Here is a 20,733-nt window from a genome sequence, read left to right as displayed (position 1 = left end):
TTGCGTGGAGGAAATGGGAAATTAACCCCGGCCGTCACCGCGGGCCGGTGCAGCGTGCGGCAGCAATACAGGCGTAAAAACGGGTGGCCAGGGGGCTCACGGATGGCGTCTGCCACTCGGCTACTCTTCCGCCATGACCAGCAATGGGAGCCGCCCACGTGACCACTCGGTGCAGTCAGTCGAACGGGCAGTGTCGATCCTGCAGGTATTGGCCACCCAGGGCCCCAGCGGCGTGACCGAGGTCGCCGAGGCGCTGGGCATCCACAAGTCGACCGTGTTCCGGCTGCTGGCGACCCTGGAGTCCCGGGGCATGGTCGAGCAGGACACCGAGCGCGGTCGGTACCGCATCGGCTACACGATGGTCGAACTCGCGGCCGGGGCGAGCAAGGTGAACGACCTGTCCGTGTTGAGCCACCCCATCTGCCAAGAACTGGCCGCGGCCGTGGGCGACACCGTGAATGTCGCGGTCCGGGACGGGGACGACGTGGTCACCATCGACCAGGCGATCGGCATGTCGATCATGAGCATCGACTGGCTCGGCAAGAGCTCCCCGATACACGCCACCTCGGCGGGCAAGCTCTTCATGGCACACATGACCCCGGACGAAGTCGCCGAGATCCTCGCGAAGCGACCGAAGAAGTACACCCCGCATACCATCGTCGATCCAGTGCGCTTTGCGGCGGAACTAGAAGCGGTCCGCGAGCGGGGCTACGCCGCTACCAGCGAGGAGCACGAGATCGGACTGGCGGCCATCGCCGCTCCGATCCGCGCCCTGGACGGGAAGGTCATCGCGGCAGTGACGCTGTCCGGCCCAACCTTCCGCATCAACGAGGACACCATTCCCGATCTCGCCGAGCAGCTGATGGGGGCCGGCGCGAAGATCTCCTGGCGTCGGGGCTACGTCAAGCGCGAATGAACATGACAGAGAGCTGACCCGGGCCCGCGACCCCCATCAACCTGCGGAACCCACCGCCGGGTGGCGAGGATGTCGTCGGGAGGTAGTGGATGCCGACCTGCCCCAACCAGCTTGTCAGACGTCTCCGGCCAGTTGACACAAGACGACAGTGTTGCGACGACTCCTTGAACCCAAGCAATACACGTCGTTCCGGCTGGCCGAGCACCTGAACGCGGCCCAGATCGCGGCCTCCATCGGCTCGGTCGGCGACGCGTACGACAACGCGCTCACGGAGTCGACGATCGGCCTGTTCAAGACCGAAGTCATCAAGCCGCAGCGGCCGTGGAAGACGCTCTCACACGTCGAGCTCGCCACCGCCGAGTGGGGCGACTGGTGCAATCACCGCCGACTCCACGGTGAGACATCCCGCCCGTCGAATACGAAGCCAACTACTACCGAGCAACCACGCACCCCCATCTCATAGCCACCGACTGAGATCTCCACCGAACCCGGCACGGTGTGCTCACCGGCGCTGTCAAAGGCTGAAGGCAGGCCTGAGGGGCGAGGATCGGGATGCAGGTCCTCCCCCTCAGGCCTCCCTGATTTTCGGTCCGCCGGTCTAGCTGTCGCTGAAGGTGACTGCGGCCGGGGCGGTGATCACCACCTTGTCGGGGTAGGCGGCCACCAACGGGTCGGTGACGGATGCGGGAGCGTCGGTTTTCACCACCACCCTGTCGTTCGGGCCGTCGTAGTGGACGGTCACGCTGTAGTTGGTGGTCTCGTCGCTGGCGCCCGCGATCCGGTCGACGGCCGCGGTCTGGATGGCCTTGATCTGGGCGAAGGTGAACTGAGGGCTCTTCGCGGTGGTCGGGGTGGGCCAGTCGGCGGGGATCTGGGCGTTCTTGCCGGTCCAGTGGGGCGGCTTCGCCTGGTTGTCGATGTCGCCGGTGTAGTCGGAGGGGAAGATGATCACCGGTCCCATGTCGGGGTCGTCGAACGCAGTGAGCGCGCAGTTGTAGTCGGCCAGGGCCTGGACCTGCTGCCACTGCAGCGACGTCCGTCCGTCGTCGACATCGGTCTCCGGCACCGCGGGAGTGGTGATGTCGTTGGCCACGGCGGTCTCGTGCGGCGCGCACCTGCCGTCCGGTGCCTTGTCGCTCTCGATCACGAGCTTGCCCTCGTACTGGGTGGCCAGCGGGTCGGTGACGGAGGAGGGGGCGTTGGTCTGTGCCACGACCTGGTCGATCGACCCGTCGTAGAAGACGTTCAGCCGGTAGGTGCTGTCGCCGTCCGGCTGTACCTGGGCGGTGACCGCGTCAATAAGATCGGAGATGTCGGCGAGCGTGAACAGCTGACTGATCCCGGTCGCGTAGTCGGGCCAGGAGGTGGGGGTGTTCCCGTATTCGTCGATCCAGTCCGGCGGGGTCTCCGGGTCGCCGATGTCGCCGGCGTAGTCCTTGGGGAAAATGATCACCGGTCCGTAGTCGGTGTCCTGGAAGGCCGCGAGCGCGCCGTTGTAGGCACTCCAGCTCGGTGGCGGAGGCGTTCGTCTGCACCTCGGAGGGGGACAGCGCCCGGTTGTAGAGGCGGAAGTCCCGCATCCGGCCCTTGAAGTACTTGTCGTTGGCGAACAGCGACCGGCCGATGTAGTTCGCGACGGTCGTCCCGCCGCCGATCGAGCCGGGGGTGATGGTCACGTTGGTGTTGCGGGCCTTCTCCACGCCGTTCTCGTACAGGACGCCGGTGGTGCCGGTCTGGGTGTACGTGATGTGCTTCCACATGCCGCGCGCCAGCTGGTACGTCGTGTCCGACGGGCGGGTGTTCTGCTCGTTGGCGTAGGTGTTCGGCGTGATCGCGGTGCGGAACTCGTTGCCGGTGGTGAACAGGTAGCCGTAGCCGCTGACGCCGGTGCCGCTCTTGTTGCCCATCCCGTACAGGAAGTAAGGCTTGCCCATGGTCGGATCGATCCACGTGTCGAAGTCGACGGTGATCGAGTTCAGGCCGACCATGATGTTGTCCGGCATCTTGACGTAGGTGTTGGAGCCGTTGAAGCCCAGCCCCTGGTCGCCCTCCCAGTCTGCGGTGCCGTTGACCGTGCCGTCGTGGTTCTGACCGGAGGAGTCCCGGGCAACCGTGCCGGAGGTCTCGTCCAGCTTGTAGCGCAGGATCAGACCGTCGGTGATGTCGGCCTGTGCGGGTGTGGCGGTCGTCAGCGCCGTGCCGGTGGCGAGCACCACGGCGGCGAGGAGACCTGCGGACGTCCGCCGTCGTGTCTTGGCCATGGCAGCAGCGGCTGCACGCCATGCCGTGGCCACGTTTCTTCTTCGCATCATGTTCCTTTCGAAGCGGCGGCGGCCATCTCGCTCGTTCCCTGCTCGGAAAGAAGGAGTCGCGGGTCCGCCGGCCTTGGCTCCTGCGCACATCCCTCGCGCAGGAGCCGGAGCGGAGGAGGGCAGGTCAGCGATCCTTCGAGGTGGCGAGGATGTACTGCGCGTACAGGACGGCTGTGGTGAGCACGATCCTCACGACCTGGTTGAAGCCGTCCCGCCGGTAGCCGACGAGAGGGTTGGGGTCCCGGAAACCGGCACGCTGGCGCAGGAGCCAGTTGAAGCGCCGGCTGAGGTTGTCCCAGTTGTTCTCCTGCCGAACGAGCTCCGGAGACATCACGAAGCCGAAGGACGTGGGACTGAGGGACAGGGCTATCTCATCGCGGATGGGACGGAATCGGGCTGCCTCGGAGATGAACTGGGTCATCCTCAGGGCACCGCGCGCTCTGTCCTGGTTGTTGAAGTTGCTGTTGTCGCCATAGAGCCACATCGCCGCCGCGTTCATGCGCGTGGTGGTGATCTGCATCCTCTCGCGCCGCTCACCGGCGGTGGTCTCGAGCCTGGAGTAGTTCTCGTCGGCCACCCTGTGCCACGACTCGGGCGCTCGCCAGACCGTTTTCCCGTCGTGTATCTCGTTGCGTCCGCGCTCGCCGTCGAACGGTCCGTGTCACCGGAGACCCGTCGCGATCTCTACCGGATGCGCCACGACGTCTGGGTCAGCTTGTACCGCGAGGACGAGGCTGTCGTCGAGGACACGCTCGCGCTCCTCGACGAGGCGCTGGCGCGACTGCCGCACGAGGGCGGAGAAGCGGCCGCTCGAGTGCGCGAAATGAGAAACTTCTACGCGTTCCTGTTCCGGGACCTGTCCGAGCTGGTCACTCCGTACGAGAAGTGGCGCGAGGAGCAGAGCGCGAGCCCGGAGGTCCGACCGCTCGGCCGGGGCGAGGCTACACGGTCGATGCCCGAAAAGTAGTGAGCGCGATAACGCCGCAAGGGGGCTGAAGTTTGGGCTTCCGCCCATTCCCGGGCCAGCGATCCGCTTGATGCCTCACCGAGCACTGTTTCCGCTGGTCAACAGCACACAAAGCCTGTACCACCAGCAGACGAAGAACCTGCTGACCCCCCTGAAACACCATCGCCCTCAGCGGAGCAACACCAGGGCACTCATCACCACGGCCAGCCGCCACTTGTCAATCTTCCACAAAACGACGGGGTGAAGCCGAACATTCTCGCCGAGGCACGGCTCAACCGCCCGCAAGGTCAGCACTCGGCCGCCGCCGTTCCGAACCTGCAGAGACCGCTGCGTGCCACGAAGCGGCGGCAAAGAGAGACGCCGACATCTGACGGAGCATCAGAAAAGTTGGCATTGAGTGAGCAAGAGTCCTGCCACAGCTGCCCACACACGGCCAGACTGTGGGCTCACCCAGCCCTCCACAGCGGGCCTGCGGCCAGCGCTGCCACCCTCCCGTGATCGGTCGAAGCGCGGGAGGTGGCACCACAGGACAGCTCGCCCACCCATCACCGACGTATCAGCGATTTCCGCAGGTCAACGGGCCCTTCCGCGTGGTTTCAGAGGCGTCGGCGGCAGCTCGGGGGCGGGCAGCGGAGCCCCGTCGTACCCTTTCACCTCCCCGAATCTTGACCCTTCCATCCAGTCCCGGCGGGCTTGCACGATCTCTTCCTGGGACCGCCCGATCCAGTTCCAGAACATGATCAGCTCCTCCTCGAAGGGTTCGCCGCCTAGGAGCATCAGGGCGGCGTCCGACTCGGCGCGCAGCGGGAGTTCGGTGCGGCCGCAGCCGAGGTAGAGCATGGCGCCGGGGAGGACCGGCACTCCGTCGACGTGGGCCTCGCCGGACATGGACAGCACGGCGTACTCGAAGTCCGGTTCGAGCGGAAGGCGTAGGTCCGCGCCCTGGCTCAGGGCCAGGTCGGCGCCCACGATCGGGGTGTACGTCGTGCCGGGCGAGGTCGCGCCGTCGAGGCTGCCGAGGAGCAGCGTGGCGCGCAGGCCGGGGGCGGCGACCACGGGCAGCTCGGCGTGGTGCTCGAAGTGCGGGTCGGTGTGGCGGTGACCGTCCGGCAGCGCCACCCACAGCTGGGCGCCGTGCAGGAAGCGGGCGTGCGACTTCGGGCTCTCCTCCGAGTGGCTGATGGCCCGACCCGAGGTCATCAGGCCCAGCTCTCTCGGCCGGATCGTCTGGAGGCTGCCGGTGGAGTCACGGTGCAGCACCTCGCCCTGGTGCAGCCAGCTGACGGTCTGCAACCCCATGTGCGGGTGGGGCGGCACCTGCATGCCGGGCTCGTCGGCGATGTCGTCGGGACCGTAGTGATCGACAAAGCACCAGGCGCCGACCATGCGGCGGCCCAGGTTGGGCAGCAGACGTCGCACTTCGGTGGACTCGCCGAGCCGCACCCGGCGCGGGCTGAGAAGTTCACGCACCGGCTCGGCGACGACGAACCCCCGGCCGCCGCACACCGCGGGCACCGCTTCGCGATCAAGATTGCTCATGGCCACAACCTAGACCCGTCGACCGCCCCGCGTCAGTCCGTCCCCCCTCCCCTCACGGGGCACTTGGCTCAGAACCGGCGCGGACACGGCGGCCTCGGCGGGTGTACGGGGACGGCGTGGGGCGCCCGCCCACCGTGCGCTCGGGGGCCTTCCCGACGGCGGTCGACCTCTCCTCGGATAGTAGCCATGGACATAGTAGCCATGTACTGTATCTTTCATGAGTACCGCATCCGAAGGCGCAACGCCCGGTTTCCTCGTCTGGCGCCTGTCCATGAAGTGGCGGGTCGCGGTCGACCGCGCGGTCGCACCCCTAGGGCTGACCCATGCGCAGTATTCGCTGGTGGCGTCGTTGTACGGCATGCATCGCGCCGGACGGCGGCCGAGCCAGCGGCAGCTCGCCGACCACACCGGCCTGGAGGCGCTCTACGTCTCCAAGCTGGCCCGCTCCCTGGAGGGCGCCGGGCTCGTCGAGCGCGCCCGGGACCCCCGGGATCCGCGCGCCGTACAGCTGGCGCTCACCGAGGAGGGGCGCGAGGTCACCCGACGGGCCATCGATGTCGTACAGGGACTCCTCGGACGGCTGCTCGAACCCCTCGGTGGCCTCGACAGCCCCCGCGTCCAGGAGTTCACCCGCGATCTGACAGCCCTGCTCGACGCACCGCTCGACCCCCTTGATCCACCCAACGACAAGGAGCAGTCATGACCACCGCAGGACCCACCGCCGCCCCCTCCACCACGCCCTCCGTCGACGGCCGCGTCATCGGCCTGGCCCACTACGCCGGCCGTGCCGTCCTGGAGAGCGTGCTGGCTGGTCACGCCATCACGTTCCAGCAGTCGGTGACCCTCCGGCTCGTCGCGGTCGCCGCCGAACCCGTGGACCGCGATCGACTCGCCGGCCAGATCGTCGACTCCCTCAAGATCGACGAGACGGCCGCACGCGCCGTCGTCGAGGAGTTGGTGTCCGCGAAATTGGTGGAACCGGACTCCGCGCGGCCGTCCCGGCTGCGGGTGACGGACGCCGGACGGGAGCTGTACGACCGCTCCTCCACCGAGACAGGCGTTATCTCCGCGAGGATCTACGCCGGCATCCCGGCGGAGGATCTGACGGTCGCGGGCCGCGTCCTGGCCCTCGTCACCGAGCGGGCCAACAGCGAGCTGGCCGCCAGGAAGTAGCCCCTGAGACGCACACCTCGGTAGTGGAATATTCAACAGCCAGCCGGGGTTGTGGGCCGTCGAAGGAGGTCAGCAGTGGACATGACGTACTACGACCACGGGACGCAGGCCGAGCGCTGGGATCGCGCGCAGATGTTCTTCGACGCCAAGGACTATGCCGCCGCCACGCGCGTCCTCAGCGGGCTGGTCGAGGAGGTGCCGGAGCAGACGGGCCCCAGGCTGCTGCTGGCCCGCGCCTACTACCACTCGGCTCAACTGCGCCGCGCCGAGGCCGAGTTGCGCGTTCTCGTCGAGCGCGACCCGGTGGAGCAGTACGCCCGGCTGCTGCTCGGCCGCACACTCCAGCGGCAGGCCCGGTACGACGAGGCGGAGGCCCATCTGCGGATGGCCTCGGCCCTCGCGGGCGACTTCGATCGGCTGTAGAGCGCATCGGCCGCAGAGCGCATGCCCAGCGGTGTCGAGCACAGCCGTGGTGCGCGAAAGGGCGGTCTCCTGATGAGGAAACCGCCCTTTCGGACGTACTGGGGGTCCGCCCCCCTCGGCCATACCTGAGGAGAACCGCCCTCTCGGATCTACCCCCTCGCCGCTACTTCGCCTCCGCCCGGCCGCCGTTCGTCCGCTTGCCCCTGCGGTGGGCGAGCTCGCCGAGCACCACGTCCACGACGATGAACGCGGCGAGCGGTAGGCCCAGAAGGGGCACGTAGTAGCCGAGAACGGCGATCACGGCCAGCGCGGGGACCAGGATGTACGGCGGCACCTGCTGCCAGGCACCGCGCGGGATCGGACGGCCGAAGGCCGAGGCACGGCCGCGCTGCCACCACATGCGGTAGCCCCAGACGATCAGCAACACCAACGACAGCGCCAGGGCCATCAGGACGAGCTGGTTGACGATGCCGAACAGCACGCCGGTGTGCGCGTCGATGCCCCAGCGGGTCAGCTTGGCGAGTACCGGGAAGTCGGCGAACCGCAGCGTGTCGGTGACCTCGGCGGTCGCCGGGTCGACGGCTACCGCGTCCTGCTTCGTGGGCCAACTGCGCTGGACCTGCTTCACCACGTACGCGGAGGACTCGTCGGCGGGCGGCACGATCTCCACGGGGTCACCCAGGCCCTTGGCGCGCGCCGCGTCGAGGATCTTGTCCAGGTCCCCCTCGGCGGCCCCTCCGTCCGCCGAGCCGCTGTCGTGACCCCCGTGCCCGCCGTGATCGCCGCTCGCCGCGGCGGAGATGGCCGGCGTCGCCTGGTGCAGCTCGGTCCGTAGGACGTCGATGTTCGCGCCGGCGTACGCCGACCAGGTGAGGCCCGTCGCCGAGAGGAAGAAGAAGCCCGCCGCCGCCCATACGCCGACCGTGCCGTGCAGTCCCAGGGTGCGGCGCCGCCCGCTGGTGCCACGCACCTTGCGCAGGGCGCGGCGGCGGGAGAACCAGAGCACGAGACCGCCGCCCGAGATCACCCACAGCCAGCTGGCGGCGAGTTCGCTGTAGAGGCGTCCGGTCTCGCCGAGGTGGAGGTTGGCGTGCAACTGGTCGATCCAGGTGCGCACCGGCAGCGCCCCGGTGGCCCCGTACTGCTCCAGTGCCCCACGGACCTCCGCCGTGTACGGGTCGACGAACACCGCGAGAGTGGCGCTCTCGTCGACACCCTCGACACCCGACAGCATCACCCGGGTCGTCGCGTCGTCCTCCGGTGAGGGACGCACTGCGGCGATGGTCCCCTCAGGGTGCTCCTTGCGGGCGGCAGCCACCTGCTCGGAGATCGGCAGCTTCGTGTCACCGACCTCGGAAACGGTCATCTCGTCCGCGTACACGATCTTCTCGATCTGGAACGAGGCGGCGTACAGCCCACCGGTCAGCGCGGCGACGAGCAGGAACGGGGCGACGAGGACGCCCGCGTAGAAGTGCAGCCGCAGGACGAGCGGCCTGAGCGAGGCCCAACCCTTCGTGGTGGCGACGGGTTTGACGGATTGCTGGGGCTCATCCGTCTCGGTCGAGGGAGCGGTGGTCATCGGCGGGACACTCCGGGGTACGGGGACGTCGTGGCGGTTCAGTAGTCGGGACGTGAAGCCATCAAGTTCCCGGCGAGTTCTATGACCTACGTCACACCTCGACGGTGTCCGAGGGCGCCCCGAGAGCCGTCTCGCTTCGGGCCGTTCCGCTTGGCATGCTGGCGCGATGGTTTTCGAACGTGATCGTGCCGCGTCGCGCCCGCTGAGCGACCAGGTCGAGGAACTCCTCACCCACGAGGGGCCGTTGCAGATCGTGGCGGCCGGCGACCCGGTGCTGCGCCGCCCCGCCGAGCCCTTCGAGGGTCAGCTGGACCCGGCTCTCCTGGCCCGCTTCGTCGCCGCGCTGCGGGCCACCATGCACGCGGCGCCAGGGGTCGGCCTGGCCGCTCCCCAGGTCGGAATCCCGCTGCGGCTCGCGGTGATCGAGGACCCGGCGCCGGTGCCCGAGGAGATCCGCGTAGCCCGTGCCCGGGTGCCGCAGCCGTTCCGGGTGCTGGTCAATCCGTCGTACGAGGCGGTGGGCGCCGAGCGTGCCGCGTTCTACGAGGGCTGTCTGAGCGTGCCGGGCTGGCAGGCCGTGGTGGCCCGAGCCGCCCGGGTGCGGCTGCGGGCGCTGGACGAGCACGGCATCGCCGTGGACGAGGAGTTCACGGGCTGGCCGGCGCGGATCGTGCAGCACGAGACGGATCATCTGGACGGCATGCTCTACCTCGATCGGGCAGAACTCCGCTCTCTCTCCTCGAACCAGTCGATCGCCGACCGCTGGAACGCCCCTACCCCGCACCGCGCGGCGGACGCCCTCGGCTTCGCCCTGCCCGACTAGGGCCTGCCGCACCGGCCTTCCCGACCAACCAATCGGCCCGCCCGCCTTCTGTCATCCCGAACCGCCAACGGCGCGAGAACCTCGTCGACATCGAGCAGGTCCACGAGCCTCGCAGGATGTCGGCGGGGAGCCGCAGCCCCCGCTGAACGGCCATGTTCAGCAGCTCCTCGCCATCGGTGGCCTCGCCGCTTTCCAGCAGCCGTGCAGGGTCGCGTAACCGCGCCCGTGCATCGCCCCGAGCATCCACGACAGGTGTCTTCGCCGCTCCGGCGAGGCCGCCGCGTACGCCTTCTCGATGGCCTCGGCGAGATCCTCCGGCGCCTCCTCGACCAGCGCGCCCAGCGCGGGCCGCATGTCGCCCGTCGAGCCCAGCGCCTTGGCCAGTCGCTCCCCCGTGGCCCCGCATGGTTCCTCCCCTGACTGTCCGCCGTACGGCGGACAGTAGGTCACCGGCGCCCGCGCGGCCGAACGATTCACCCCCGGTACGCCTCCAGCAGCCGCAGCCACACCTCGCTGACCGTCGGGTAGGAGGGCACCGCGTGCCACAGGCGGTCGATCGGGACCTCTCCGGCGACGGCGATGGTGGCGGAGTGGAGGAGTTCGCCGACGCCGGGGCCGACGAAGGTGACGCCGCGCAGGATCTCTCGGTCCAGGTCGACGACCATGCGGGCGCGGCCCCGGTAGCCGTCGGCGTACAGGCCCGCCCCGGCGACGGAGGAGAACTCGACGTCGACGGCGCGGACCCGGTGGCCGGCCTGTTCCGCCTCTGCGAGGGAGAGGCCGACGGCTGCGGCCTCGGGGTCGGTGAAGACGACCTGGGGTACGGCCGCGTGGTCGGCGGTGGCCGCGTGGGCGCCCCACGGATCGCTCTCCAGCAGCGGGACACCGGCCGCGCGGGCGGCGATGGCGGCCCCGGCGATCCGGGCCTGGTACTTGCCCTGGTGGGTGAGGAGCGCCCGGTGGTTGGTGTCCCCGACCGCGTACAGCCAGTCGCTGCCGCTCACCCGGAGGCTGTCGTCGACTGGCAGCCACGAGCCGGGTTCCAGGCCGACCGTGTCAAGACCGAGGTCGTCGGTGCGCGGGGCGCGGCCGGTGGCGAAGAGGATCTCGTCGGCGCCGAAGCAGTCGCCGGTGTCGGTGAGCACCACCACGGAACCGCCCTCGCGCGACACGGCCGTCACCGAGGTCCCCAGGCGCACATCGGCGCCCGCCTCCGTGAGCGCCTCCGCGACCAGTTCCCCGGCGAAGGGCTCCATGCGGGGCAGCAGGCCCTTGCCCCGGACGAGGAGGGTGACGTGCGAGCCGAGGGCCTGCCAGGCGGTGGCCATCTCGACGGCGACCACACCGCCGCCGACCACGATCAGCCGGTCGGGAACCCTCTTCGCGCTGGTGGCCTCGCGGCTCGTCCACGGCTTGACCTGCGCGAGCCCCGGCAGGTCGGGCAGCTGCGCCCGGGTACCGGTGCTGATCACCACGGCGTGCCGCGCGGTGAGAACGCGGTTCTCGCCGTCGGGGCCGTCGACGGTGACCCGGCGTGTTCCGGCGATGCGTCCGTGGCCGCGGTAGAAGTCGGCGCCGACGCTCTGCAGCCAGGCGACCTGGCCGTCATCGTTCCAGTGAGCGGCCTTCTCGTCGCGCCGGGCGAGTACCGCGGCGGCGTCCAGCGGCCCCTGGACCAGGTGGGCCAGGCCGGGCAGGCGACCGGCGTCGGCGCGGGCGATGACCGGGCGCAGCAGGGCCTTGCTGGGCATGCACGCCCAGTACGAGCACTCGCCGCCGGCCAGCTCGCTCTCCACGACCGCGGTGGACAGCCCGGCGGCGCGGGTGCGGTCGGCGACGTTCTCCCCCACGGGTCCGGCGCCGATCACCACGACGTCGTACGCACCGGCTGTCGTCTCTTCGGAGCTTTCCGTATCCGTCATGGGGTCAGTCTGGTTGTTTGTGTGCGCAGGGGCCAAACGGGTACGCGCGCGGAATACGCCACCAGGGGGCGGCGTTGTGGACAGCGGCCGACCTGCCGGCCGAGACGAGGAAGAGGGATGCACGCCATGAGCAGCACCGTGGAGCTCACCAAGGAGAACTTCGACCAGACGGTCACGGACAACGAGTTCGTCCTGATCGACTTCTGGGCGTCCTGGTGCGGGCCGTGCCGTCAGTTCGCCCCGGTGTACGAGAAGGCGGCGGGCGACAACCCCGACCTGGTGTTCGGCAAGGTGGACACCGAGGCACAGCCGGAGCTGGCCGCGGCCTTCGGCATCCAGTCGATCCCGACGCTGATGATCGTCCGCGACCAGGTCGCCGTGTTCGCCCAGCCCGGGGCGCTGCCCGAGGCCGCCCTGACGGACGTCATCGGGCAGGCCCGCAAGCTGGACATGGACGAGGTCCGCAAGGCGGTCGCCGAGCAGCAGGCCCAGGCCGAGCAGAACGGCCAGTAGACCGGCCGCCGGGCCCGCCGGCGAACCCCCGGCGGACCTGCGGCGGACCTGCGGCTTCCGGCTTCTAGAACGGGTACGGCGCCACGTCTCCGCGGACCGTCGTCCAGCGCACCTCGGTGAAGGCCTCCAGGTTGGCCTCGCCGCCGAAGCGGGCGCCCGTGCCGGAGGCGGCGATCCCGCCGAAAGGCGCTACCGCCTCGTCGTTGACGGTCTGGTCGTTGATGTGCACGATCCCGGTGGGGATGCGCTCGGCCAGGTCGAGGCCCCGCGCCGCGTCCCCGGTGACGATGCCCAGCGACAGCCCGTACGGCCCGTCGGCGGCGAGCGCGGCGGCCTCGTCGAGCGTACGGAACGGCCGTACCGGCGCGACCGGTCCGAAGACCTCTTCCGCGTACGCGGGGGTGGCGTCGTCGACGCCGGCGAGGACCGTCGGCCGGTAGAACAGCCGCTCGTGGGTGCCGCCCGCCGCCAGTTTGGCGCCACTCGCCGTGCTGGCCTCCACCAGACCCCGGATCTTGGCGAGTTGGGAGTCGTCGATCACGGGGCCGAGGTGCACGTGCTCGCGGTGCGGGTCGCCGACGGCGAGCGAGTCGGCCTTCGCCGCGAGGCGTTCGACGTACTCCTCGTAGAGCGAGGCGTGGACGAGGTGGCGTCCCGTCGTCATGCAGATCTGGCCCTGGTGGAAGAAGGAGCCCCAGGCGGCCGTGGAGATCACGGCGTCGAGGTCGGCGTCCTCCAGCACGATCATCGCGGAGTTGCCTCCCAACTCCAGGTGCGCGCGCTTGAGATGGCGTCCGGCGGCCTCGCCGACCGCGCGTCCGGCGGCGGTCGACCCGGTGAAGGAGATCACCGGCACCAGCGGGTCGGCGACCAGGGCCGCCCCCACGTCCGGGCCGCCGGGCAGTATGTGCAGCAGGCCTTCGGGCAGCCCGGCCTCGGCGAACACGGCGGCCAGGGAGAGTCCGCCGCAGACGGCCGTGCGCGGGTCCGGCTTCAGGAGAACGCCGTTGCCGAGCGCGAGGGCCGGGGCGACGGAGCGGATGGAGAGGATCAGCGGGGCGTTGAACGGCGAGATCACGCCGACCACACCGGCCGGCACCCGGCGCGTGTACGACAGGCGGGGCGCCTCCGAGGGCAGCACCTGGCCGGCGGGGCGGGAGGCGAGCGCGGCGGCCTCGTAGCACTCCTGGGCGGCGACATGCAGTTCGAAGTCGGCCTTGCCCGAGATGGAGCCGGACTCGCGCACGATCCAGTCGTGCAGCTCCGCGGCGTGCTCGGCGAACAGGTCGCCCGCCTTGCGGAGGACGGCGGCGCGGGCGAAGTGCGGGATGCGCGCCCACTCGGCCTGCGCGGCGCGCGCGGCCCGGGCGGCCGTGCCCACGTCCTCGGGCGAGGCGAGCGTGACGGTGGCGAGCGTGTCGCCCGTGGCGGGCTCCGTCACCGTGTGCTCACCGCCCGACAGGGCCAGGGACGGTGAGTTCTGCCAGGTCTTCGGGTCGAGCAGGGGCATGACGGCGCTCCGATCGATCGTCACAGGTTCAGTCACCGACACGAGGCTCGCGAGTCGCGGCTCGCGGACCCCGGGGGCGCGTCCCGGGGTTCACAGCGCGAGGGGGAGTCCCGTGTAGTGGGCGGCCAGTTCGGCGGCCGCCGGGCGGGACGCCGCGATCCGGCGCAGCCGCGCGAGCTGCATCCGGTGGTCGAAGGCGTCCCCATCTGGTTGAGCGTGCAACATCCTAGTCATGTCATACGAGAAACGTGTCGCCTGCCACACCCTTTCCAGGCACAACTCCGAGTATCGGTCGAGGAGTTGGGGGTCGTTCTTGTCGTAGAACGCGATGAGGGCCCGGGCCAGGACCCGGACGTCCGAGACGGCGAGGTTGAGACCTTTCGCGCCTGTCGGCGGCACGATGTGGGCGGCGTCCCCGGCGAGCAGGAGCCTGCCGTGGCGCATCGGCTCGTGGACGTAACTCCGCATGCCTGTGACCGACTTGGCGGTGATGGGACCGCGTTCCAGGGTCCAGTCGGCGTCGATCGCGAATCGGGCGGCCAGCTCGTCCCAGACACGGTCGTCGGGCCAGTCGACCGGGGCGGTGCCGTTCGGGACCTGGAGGTAGAGCCGGGACACGGACGGCGAGCGCATGCTGTGCAGGGCGAAACCTCGTTCTCCGCGTGCGTAGATCAGCTCCTCGCAGGACGGCGGGACGTCGGCCAGGACGCCGAGCCAGGAGTACGGGAAGTCGTGCTCGTACACGCGGCGCGCCGAGGCGGGGACCACATGGCGGGAGATGCCGTGGAAACCGTCGCAGCCGACCACCCATTCGCAGGACAGCTCCTCCTGATAGCCGTCGTGGACGAAGTGCACGACCGGCGCCTCAGTGAGCGCGCCCCCGATCCCGTTGGCCTCCGCCTCGAAGAACAGCGGTGGCCCGTCGGCGAGTTGGAGGGCGACGAGGTCCTTCACGATCTCCGTCTGCGCGTAGATGGTGACCGTACGACCGCCGGTGAGGGCCGGGAAGTCGAGGTGGTGGCGTTCGCGGTCGAAGCGCAGCTCGATGCCGTGGTGGACCAGGCCCTCGACCTCCAGCCGCTCGGCGGCACCGCACTCCCGCAACGCGTCGACCGTGCCCTGCTCCAGCATTCCGGCACGCTGGCGGTGTTCCACGTAGGTGCGAGTCCGGCTCTCCAGGACGACGCAGTCGATGCCCGCCCGGTGCAGCAGCCGGGCGAGGAGGAGCCCGGCGGGACCACCGCCGATGATGCCGACCGTCGTGCGCATGGGGCGCCTCCCGAGGCGAGAACTATGTTTCCAGTGTCATCCGTTCCACCGCATCCGCACTTCGCAAGTCTGTGTTTCGTAGGCCTCTGGCGCCCGGTCAGCTGGATTCGCGGTGCATGACCGTCGCGCCGAGGACATCGTGCGTCGTGGGCGCGAGGCCGGGTTCGCGGACCGCGCGGTCCACCAGCTCGGCGAGGTCGCGACCGGCCGGCAGGTCCAGGTGGACCGTACTCAGGCGGGGCCGCAGCAGCCGGCCGAGCATCAGGTCGTCGGCACCGATCACGGCCGCCTCGTCCGGGATCCCGATGCCCTCGTCCTGCAGGGCCCGCATCACCAGCATCGCGTACTCGTCGTTGTACGCGAACACGGCGTCCAGGTCGAGCGAACGCCAGTTCGCGGCGAGACGGCCCGCGGCCTGCTCGTCGTAGGCGAGCGGCAGCTCGGTGACTGTCGCCTCCGTGCCGTTCACCGCACGCCGTATTCCCTCGAGGCGCGGCCGGGAGTAGATCCCGAGGCCCGGCTCCTGGGGCACGACGACGCCGATACGGCGGCGGCCGCGCTCGATCAGATGGCGGCCCGCGCTGTAGCCGACGCCGCCGTGGTCGAGGATCAGGACGTGGGCGCCGTCGACGGCCTCGGGGCTGAGCATGACCACGGCCCGGGCGCCGGAGCGCTTGAGCACCGCCACGCCCTCGGGGCCGAGCCCGCCGCTGGGCACGATCACCGCGACCGGGCGCAGCTCGGCCCAGGCCCTGGCGGCCTCGTCGCCCCGCAGACCGACACCGCCGTACTGCACGACGGTGTAGTCGAGGCGACTCAGCGCCCACTGGAGCTCGTTGAAGAACTGGCTGTAGAGCCCTCCGACGGCCACGTGCGGGGTCGGCATCAGCACCATGCGACTGTGGCCGGCGCGCAGGCTGCGGGCCGCCGCGTGCGGGACATAGCCGAGTTCTTTGGCGGCCTCGTGGACGCGGCGGCGCGTGGGCTCGCTGATGCGTACGGCACTCGTGTTGTTGAGGACGTAACTGACCGTCGCGCGCGAGACACCCGCCAGGCGGGCCACGTCGGCGCTCGTCGGTACGGATCGTTGCAGTGGCGAGGGCAGGGCTGACTCGCTCGGTACTTTCGGTATCTGCACCATGAGGACGGCATCTTTGCAGAACCTGTGCAGGGGGGTGGTGCCGGGGGAGTTTCAGCCATGCGGAGACTTGAATTCCAGCCACCGGGGAGTGGGCCAGGGCCGAGTGACGGGTGAGTTTTGATCGGCTCCTGTTGGGTTCCGTTCAGAATACGTACGGCCTGGCGATCAAATTCGGTCATCTCTGCGCCGGTGAACCGATCGGTCGGGACCGTAGCCGGTATGCCGTCGCCCGTTTCAACGGGGGTGGGCGGGTCGATCCGGGAAGATATGGGCGGTGGCCGAGGAGTGATGCTTGCGCCATCGGCGGTCGGTAAGTATCTGTGCGATCGCGTGTCGCGGGTGTGGAGGTGAGTGGGGAGCGACGGAGAGGGACGGTGCCGGCGTTCGTACGGCTGCGGGCCCGGTCGATTTCCGAGGGCTGCCGTGGCCTCGCGGAGCCACCCGCCGGACGGCGGGCCAACCACCGCCGTACGACGGCCTGCCGACGCGGGCCCGTGGTGCCGACCATCGGCGTACGAGCCGACGGCACGATGCCTGTGCGCGTCGGCGCGGCACCCGCCTGCGAGGAGAGGACAATGAGCATGGTCCCGCCCCCGTTCGACCCGGAGTTCGAAGCGGCGCTGGGGATGATCAAGGACATGCTGCCGCCGATGGGGACCCTGGACACGCTCGTGGCCATGCGCCAGGGTGCGGCCCTCTCCCACCTCGCGGAGTTGGACCTGACCACGGGCGGTGCCTTCGCCCTGGAGGACCGGCTGGTCCCGGGGCCCGAGGGCGCGCCGGAGATCTCGCTGCTGATCTGCCGCCCGCTCGCGCCGGCCGAGCGAGGCCCGCTGCCGGTGATCCACAACATCCCCGGGCTCCGAGCCACCCCCGGACGTCCGGGACGTGGAGACGGCGGCGCCGGACGCCCCCTGGATGCTCGCCACCCCACACGCCGTCGCCGGCACAGCGAGCCTGCGCGCGGCGGCCGCCGAGATCAACGTCCACCGCTCCACCCTCCAGGACCGCCTCACCCACGCCGAGACACTCCTCGGCTGGCCTGTACGGACCCCAGGGACGGCTTCCGCTCCATCCGGCCCTGACCGTGCGGCACTTGGCTCGTGGCTGACCCGGCCCCGGACCGAACACCTCGGGGCGGCTCCGGCGGCTCCGGCGGCTCCGGCGGCTCCGGGGCGAAAATGGGGTGCGGCCATGCGAGGCCCTGCCCCAGCGGCGCCTTCACCGCAACTCCGCGCCCCCGGCCAACCGCTCCCCCACCGGGGAAGTTCCCCTTCCCGTGCCGCAACCCCCGTACGGACGTTACCGTTCGGTAGACAACGTGCTGCGGAGGTGTCCCGTATGGCTCCCGACCGTTCCCCAGGTCTGGTGGAGAGTGCCCGTGCGCTGGCCGCCGGGGAGGTGACGTCACGGGCGCTCGTCGAGCGGGCGCTGACCCGGATCGAGGCGAGCCAGTCGACGGTCAACGCCTTTCGCCGGGTGCGGGCCGAGGCGGCGCTCGCGGAGGCCGACGCGGCGGACAAGGAGCTGGCGTCGGGCGGGCGGCGGCCACTGCTCGGGGTGCCCGTGGCGGTGAAGGACGACATGGACGTGGCGGGCGAGCCGACCGCGTTCGGCTGCCCCGGCGAGTTCCCCTCGGTCACGGAGGACGGCGAGGCGGTACGGCGGCTGCGCGCGGCCGGGGCGGTCGTCGTCGGCAAGACCAACACCTGTGAGCTGGGGCAGTGGCCGTTCACCGAGGGGCCCGCCTTCGGCGCCACCCGCAATCCGTGGCACCAGGGCCACACCCCCGGCGGTTCGTCGGGCGGTTCGGCGGCCGCCGTCGCGGCGGGCCTGGTACCGGCCGCACTGGGCTCGGACGGCGCCGGCTCGGTCCGTATCCCGGCCTCCTGGACACACCTCATCGGAGTGAAACCGCAGCGCGGCCGTATCTCGACCTGGCCGCTCGCGGAGTCCTTCCAGGGCATCACCGTGAACGGCACTCTCGCCCGCACGGTCGCCGACGCCGCACTCCTCCTGGACGTGGCGAGCGGCAACCACGAAGGCGATCTGCACCGCCCGCCCGCCGTCGACGCCTCCGCGGCCGTGGGGCGCGATCCCGGCCGCCTGAGAATCGCCCTCTCGCTCAAGCCACCGTTCACCGCGCTGCCCGCACGGCTCGATCCCCTCGTACGGGAACGGGTGCGCGCGGTGGCGGAGCGGCTCGCCGCGCTGGGGCACGAGGTCGAGGAGGCGGAGCCCCGGTACGGGCGGATCGGGCTGACGTTCGTCCCGCGCGCCACCGCCGGAATCGCCGAACGGGTCGGCGAGGTTCCGCAACGCCATCTGCTCGACCGGCGCACCCGCGACGCCGCCCGCCTCGGCCGGCTCCTGGGCGGCGCACCCCTGCGCCTGGCCCGCCGCGCCGAAGCCGCCCTGCACCAGCGTGTCGGGGCGCTCTTCACCTCGTACGACGTGCTGCTGGCACCGACCACCGCCGCTCCCCCGCCGCGTATCGGCGCCATGCTCGACCTCGGTGGTCTCGGCACCGATCGCGCGATGATCGCCGCCTGCCCGTACGCCTGGCCGTGGAACGTGCTCGGCTGGCCGGGGGTGAACGTCCCGGCGGGTTTCGTCGGCGACGGCCTGCCGGTGGGCGCCCAGTTGCTGGGACCGGCGAACAGTGAGCCTCTTCTCCTGTCCCTGGCCGCGCAGTTGGAGGCGGACCAGCGGTGGCACGAGCTGTGGCCGCCGTCGGCATCGGAGTCGAATTCAGCGGCGACACAAGGAGGTTCGGCCGATTCGGCCCGTACGCTGTGACCATGGACGATGACGTTTCGGTGGTCGGGCTCATGGGACGGGTGACCGGTGCGGTCGGTCCCGGGCTCGTCGGTGAGGTGATCGTCCGGGTGCGCGGCGGCGCCGAGCACTTCCTGGCGTATCCCGCCGCCGCGAAGGAGAGCATTTCGCCGGGCACGCTGGTGACGGTGTTGGAGTACCAGCCGCCACGCACGGTGTATGTCTCGGCGGCGTACGACAGTTGACGGCCCGTCGGGCCGGAGTGACGGTTCGCATCAAGACTGCAACAACGGCCCTCCTCCCTCTGTACCTATGGCCATGGCCGGGCGCACACTCCCGTTCATTCGGTGCCGAAAGGGGCACCTGGCCAAGGGGGGTATGCCGATGTTCGTCGGCATCGTCGCGGGCGGGGTCGTTGCCACCGTCCTCGTTCTGGTCGGACTGTTCAAACTGATGTGGCGCGTGGCGGAACCGAACGAGGCTCTCATCATCTCCGGTTCCAAGCACCGGACGGAGGGCCTCGAGCCGGGCATGGGGTTCCGTATCGTCACCGGGCGCGGGACGCTGGTGCTGCCCGGTATGCAGGCGGTGCGGAAGCTGTCGCTCGATCTCAACCAGACCGAGCTGGCCGTGGAGTGCGTGACCTTTCAGGGCATCCCGCTGAAGATCCGCGGCGTGGTCATCTTCAAGGTCGGCGACGACTTCGTGTCCATCGCCAACGCGGCCCGCCGCTTCCTCGACCAGCAGAAGCGGGTGTCGGAGCGGGTGCACAACGTCTTCGCCGGCCATCTGCGGTCCATCGTGGGCGGGTTGACGGTCGAGGACATGATCCGCGACCGCGAGAAGCTGACCGGGCAGACCCGGGCGGCGTGCGGTACGGAAATGGAGAAGCTCGGTCTCATCGTCGACTCGTTGCAGATCCACGAGATCGAGGACCCGACCGGCTACATCAAGAACCTGGCGATGCCGCACGCCGCGGCCGTCCAGCGGGACGCCCGGATCGCGCAGGCCGAGGCGAACCGCCTCGCCACCCAGGCCGAGCAGCAGGCCGCCGCGCGCATGGCCGAGGCCACCCGGGACAGCGAGATCCTGCAGGCCGGCTACCAGGCCGAGCGGGACAAGGCCGCCGCCGAGGCCAAGCAGGCCGGTCCGCTCGCCGAGGCAGGCGCCCGGCAGGAGGTCGTCGTCCAGGAGACCCGGGTCGCGGAGCTTGAGGCGTCCAGGCGCGAGCAGCAGCTCCAGGCGGACGTCCGCAAGCCCGCGGACGCCAAGGCCTATGAGAAGCGCACTCTCGCCGAGGCCGAACGCGATGCGCGTATCTCCGCCGCCCAGGCCAAGGCCCAGGAGACGGAGCTGGCGGCCGCCGCCGAGGCGACCGCGACCCGCGCCACGGGTGAGGCGGAGGCCGAGGCCCGCAAGGCGAAGGGACTGGCCGCCGCCGAGGCCTCACGGGCGAAGGGGCTCGCCGAGGCCGAGGGCATCAAGGCACGGGCCGCCGCGCTGGCGGAGAACCAGGAGGCGGTGATCGCGCAGCAACTCGCCGAACGGTGGCCGGAGATCGTCGAGGCGGGCGCGTCCGCGTTCGGCAACGTCGACAACATGGTTGTGCTGAACGGTGCCGACGGGATGGCGGACATGTTGGCGAAGGCGCTCACGATGGGCGGTGCGGGGTTGGGGCTGGCTCGGCAGATGCTGTCGTCCATGAACAATCAGAACGGGGAGGTCAACGGCCAGGTCAACGGGCAGGTCAAGCGGGAGATCCAGAAGGAGACTTCGCCGTAACTCCGACTCTCGGGTTGTCGGCTCCCGGGTCCTACGGGGTTGATCGCGCCCGGGCTGCGGAGCCGCACGCGATACCGTCCCGCGCC

At 70.3% G+C, this 20,733-nt stretch carries 20 protein-coding genes and 1 pseudogene; 12 read left to right on the top strand and 9 right to left on the bottom strand.

Annotated elements, in window-relative coordinates:
• Positions 1–133: 133 nt before the first annotated feature.
• Positions 134–916 carry an IclR family transcriptional regulator gene (locus tag SGFS_RS47830; RefSeq protein ID WP_286258958.1) on the top strand — a complete coding sequence of 261 codons (783 nt, stop codon included), beginning with the start codon at positions 134–136 and terminating at the stop codon, positions 914–916.
• Positions 917–1,067: 151 nt separating this feature from the next.
• Positions 1,068–1,379 (top strand): integrase core domain-containing protein, encoded by a 312-nt coding sequence (locus SGFS_RS51935; protein WP_434028161.1) that lies wholly within the window; start codon positions 1,068–1,070, stop codon positions 1,377–1,379.
• 832 nt (positions 1,380–2,211) lie between these two features.
• On the opposite strand, the gene SGFS_RS47815 is transcribed toward SGFS_RS51935, so the two are convergent.
• Positions 2,212–3,177, bottom strand: a complete 966-nt coding sequence (locus SGFS_RS47815) for a LamG domain-containing protein (protein ID WP_350284060.1) — start codon at positions 3,175–3,177, stop codon at positions 2,212–2,214.
• Positions 3,178–3,352: 175 nt separating this feature from the next.
• Positions 3,353–3,805, bottom strand: a complete 453-nt coding sequence (locus tag SGFS_RS47810; protein ID WP_286258955.1) for a ribosome-inactivating family protein — start codon at positions 3,803–3,805, stop codon at positions 3,353–3,355.
• A 42-nt stretch (positions 3,806–3,847) separates the two neighbouring features.
• On the opposite strand from SGFS_RS47810, the gene SGFS_RS47805 reads away from it, so the two are divergent.
• Complete coding sequence (locus SGFS_RS47805) at positions 3,848–4,195, top strand: hypothetical protein (protein ID WP_286258954.1); 348 nt, start codon at positions 3,848–3,850, stop codon at positions 4,193–4,195.
• Between the two features lie 573 nt (positions 4,196–4,768).
• On the opposite strand, the gene SGFS_RS47800 is transcribed toward SGFS_RS47805, so the two are convergent.
• Positions 4,769–5,734 (bottom strand): pirin family protein, encoded by a 966-nt coding sequence (locus tag SGFS_RS47800; RefSeq protein WP_286258953.1) that lies wholly within the window; start codon positions 5,732–5,734, stop codon positions 4,769–4,771.
• A gap of 217 nt (positions 5,735–5,951) precedes the next feature.
• On the opposite strand from SGFS_RS47800, the gene SGFS_RS47795 reads away from it, so the two are divergent.
• The 3 genes from SGFS_RS47795 to SGFS_RS47785 all read left to right on the top strand — a co-directional run bounded on the left by SGFS_RS47795 (position 5,952) and on the right by SGFS_RS47785 (position 7,330).
• Positions 5,952–6,437 carry a MarR family winged helix-turn-helix transcriptional regulator gene (locus SGFS_RS47795; RefSeq protein WP_286258952.1) on the top strand — a complete coding sequence of 162 codons (486 nt, stop codon included), beginning with the start codon at positions 5,952–5,954 and terminating at the stop codon, positions 6,435–6,437.
• The gene (locus tag SGFS_RS47790) at positions 6,434–6,907 is read left to right on the top strand and encodes a MarR family winged helix-turn-helix transcriptional regulator (protein ID WP_286258950.1); all 474 of its coding nucleotides are present in this window, start codon (positions 6,434–6,436) and stop codon (positions 6,905–6,907) included. The genes SGFS_RS47795 and SGFS_RS47790 overlap by 4 nt, the downstream gene beginning before the upstream one ends.
• Positions 6,908–6,982: 75 nt before the next feature.
• A complete protein-coding gene (locus SGFS_RS47785; RefSeq protein ID WP_286258949.1) occupies positions 6,983–7,330 on the top strand; it encodes a tetratricopeptide repeat protein in 348 nt (115 codons plus the stop codon).
• Between the two features lie 163 nt (positions 7,331–7,493).
• Here SGFS_RS47785 and SGFS_RS47780 read toward each other — a convergent pair whose 3' ends face one another.
• On the bottom strand, positions 7,494–8,909 hold the full coding sequence (locus tag SGFS_RS47780; RefSeq protein WP_286258948.1) for a PepSY-associated TM helix domain-containing protein: 1,416 nt from the start codon (positions 8,907–8,909) through the stop codon (positions 7,494–7,496).
• 166 nt (positions 8,910–9,075) lie between these two features.
• Here SGFS_RS47780 and def point away from each other — a divergent pair, with 166 nt between their 5' ends.
• Positions 9,076–9,732, top strand: coding sequence for a peptide deformylase (gene def / locus SGFS_RS47775; RefSeq protein WP_286258947.1), 657 nt, complete (start codon positions 9,076–9,078; stop codon positions 9,730–9,732).
• Between the two features lie 156 nt (positions 9,733–9,888).
• On the opposite strand, the gene SGFS_RS47770 is transcribed toward def, so the two are convergent.
• Both SGFS_RS47770 and SGFS_RS47765 read right to left on the bottom strand, forming a co-directional pair.
• Positions 9,889–10,209, bottom strand: a complete 321-nt coding sequence (locus SGFS_RS47770) for a hypothetical protein (RefSeq protein WP_286258946.1) — start codon at positions 10,207–10,209, stop codon at positions 9,889–9,891.
• The gene (locus SGFS_RS47765; RefSeq protein WP_286258945.1) at positions 10,206–11,654 is read right to left on the bottom strand and encodes a dihydrolipoyl dehydrogenase family protein; all 1,449 of its coding nucleotides are present in this window, start codon (positions 11,652–11,654) and stop codon (positions 10,206–10,208) included. The genes SGFS_RS47770 and SGFS_RS47765 overlap by 4 nt, the downstream gene beginning before the upstream one ends.
• Positions 11,655–11,780: 126 nt before the next feature.
• On the opposite strand from SGFS_RS47765, the gene trxA reads away from it, so the two are divergent.
• On the top strand, positions 11,781–12,167 hold the full coding sequence (gene trxA / locus SGFS_RS47760) for a thioredoxin (protein ID WP_286258944.1): 387 nt from the start codon (positions 11,781–11,783) through the stop codon (positions 12,165–12,167).
• A gap of 64 nt (positions 12,168–12,231) precedes the next feature.
• On the opposite strand, the gene SGFS_RS47755 is transcribed toward trxA, so the two are convergent.
• The 3 genes from SGFS_RS47755 to SGFS_RS47745 form a co-directional block, all read right to left on the bottom strand.
• A complete protein-coding gene (locus tag SGFS_RS47755) occupies positions 12,232–13,677 on the bottom strand; it encodes a benzaldehyde dehydrogenase (RefSeq protein WP_286260404.1) in 1,446 nt (481 codons plus the stop codon).
• A gap of 90 nt (positions 13,678–13,767) precedes the next feature.
• The gene (locus SGFS_RS47750) at positions 13,768–14,946 is read right to left on the bottom strand and encodes a 4-hydroxybenzoate 3-monooxygenase (protein ID WP_286258943.1); all 1,179 of its coding nucleotides are present in this window, start codon (positions 14,944–14,946) and stop codon (positions 13,768–13,770) included.
• 97 nt (positions 14,947–15,043) lie between these two features.
• A complete protein-coding gene (locus SGFS_RS47745; RefSeq protein ID WP_286258942.1) occupies positions 15,044–16,087 on the bottom strand; it encodes a LacI family DNA-binding transcriptional regulator in 1,044 nt (347 codons plus the stop codon).
• A gap of 918 nt (positions 16,088–17,005) precedes the next feature.
• On the opposite strand from SGFS_RS47745, the pseudogene SGFS_RS51580 reads away from it, so the two are divergent.
• The 4 genes and pseudogenes from SGFS_RS51580 to SGFS_RS47720 all read left to right on the top strand — a co-directional run.
• Positions 17,006–17,101 (top strand): annotated as a pseudogene (locus SGFS_RS51580) (hypothetical protein); the annotation flags it as partial.
• 327 nt (positions 17,102–17,428) lie between these two features.
• Positions 17,429–18,886, top strand: coding sequence for an amidase (locus SGFS_RS47730; protein WP_434028246.1), 1,458 nt, complete (start codon positions 17,429–17,431; stop codon positions 18,884–18,886).
• Entirely contained in the window at positions 18,883–19,110 is a 228-nt protein-coding gene (locus SGFS_RS47725; RefSeq protein ID WP_286258940.1) for a hypothetical protein, read from the top strand. Before SGFS_RS47730 ends, SGFS_RS47725 begins: the two co-directional genes overlap by 4 nt.
• Positions 19,111–19,243: 133 nt before the next feature.
• Positions 19,244–20,647 (top strand): flotillin family protein, encoded by a 1,404-nt coding sequence (locus tag SGFS_RS47720; RefSeq protein WP_286258939.1) that lies wholly within the window; start codon positions 19,244–19,246, stop codon positions 20,645–20,647.
• Positions 20,648–20,733 lie beyond the last annotated feature (86 nt).

This window comes from Streptomyces graminofaciens (genome assembly GCF_030294945.1).
Classification (GTDB): Bacteria; Actinomycetota; Actinomycetes; order Streptomycetales; family Streptomycetaceae; genus Streptomyces; species Streptomyces graminofaciens.
Note: the sequence above shows the minus strand (reverse complement) of the source record. Positions and strands in the feature narration are given on the sequence as shown.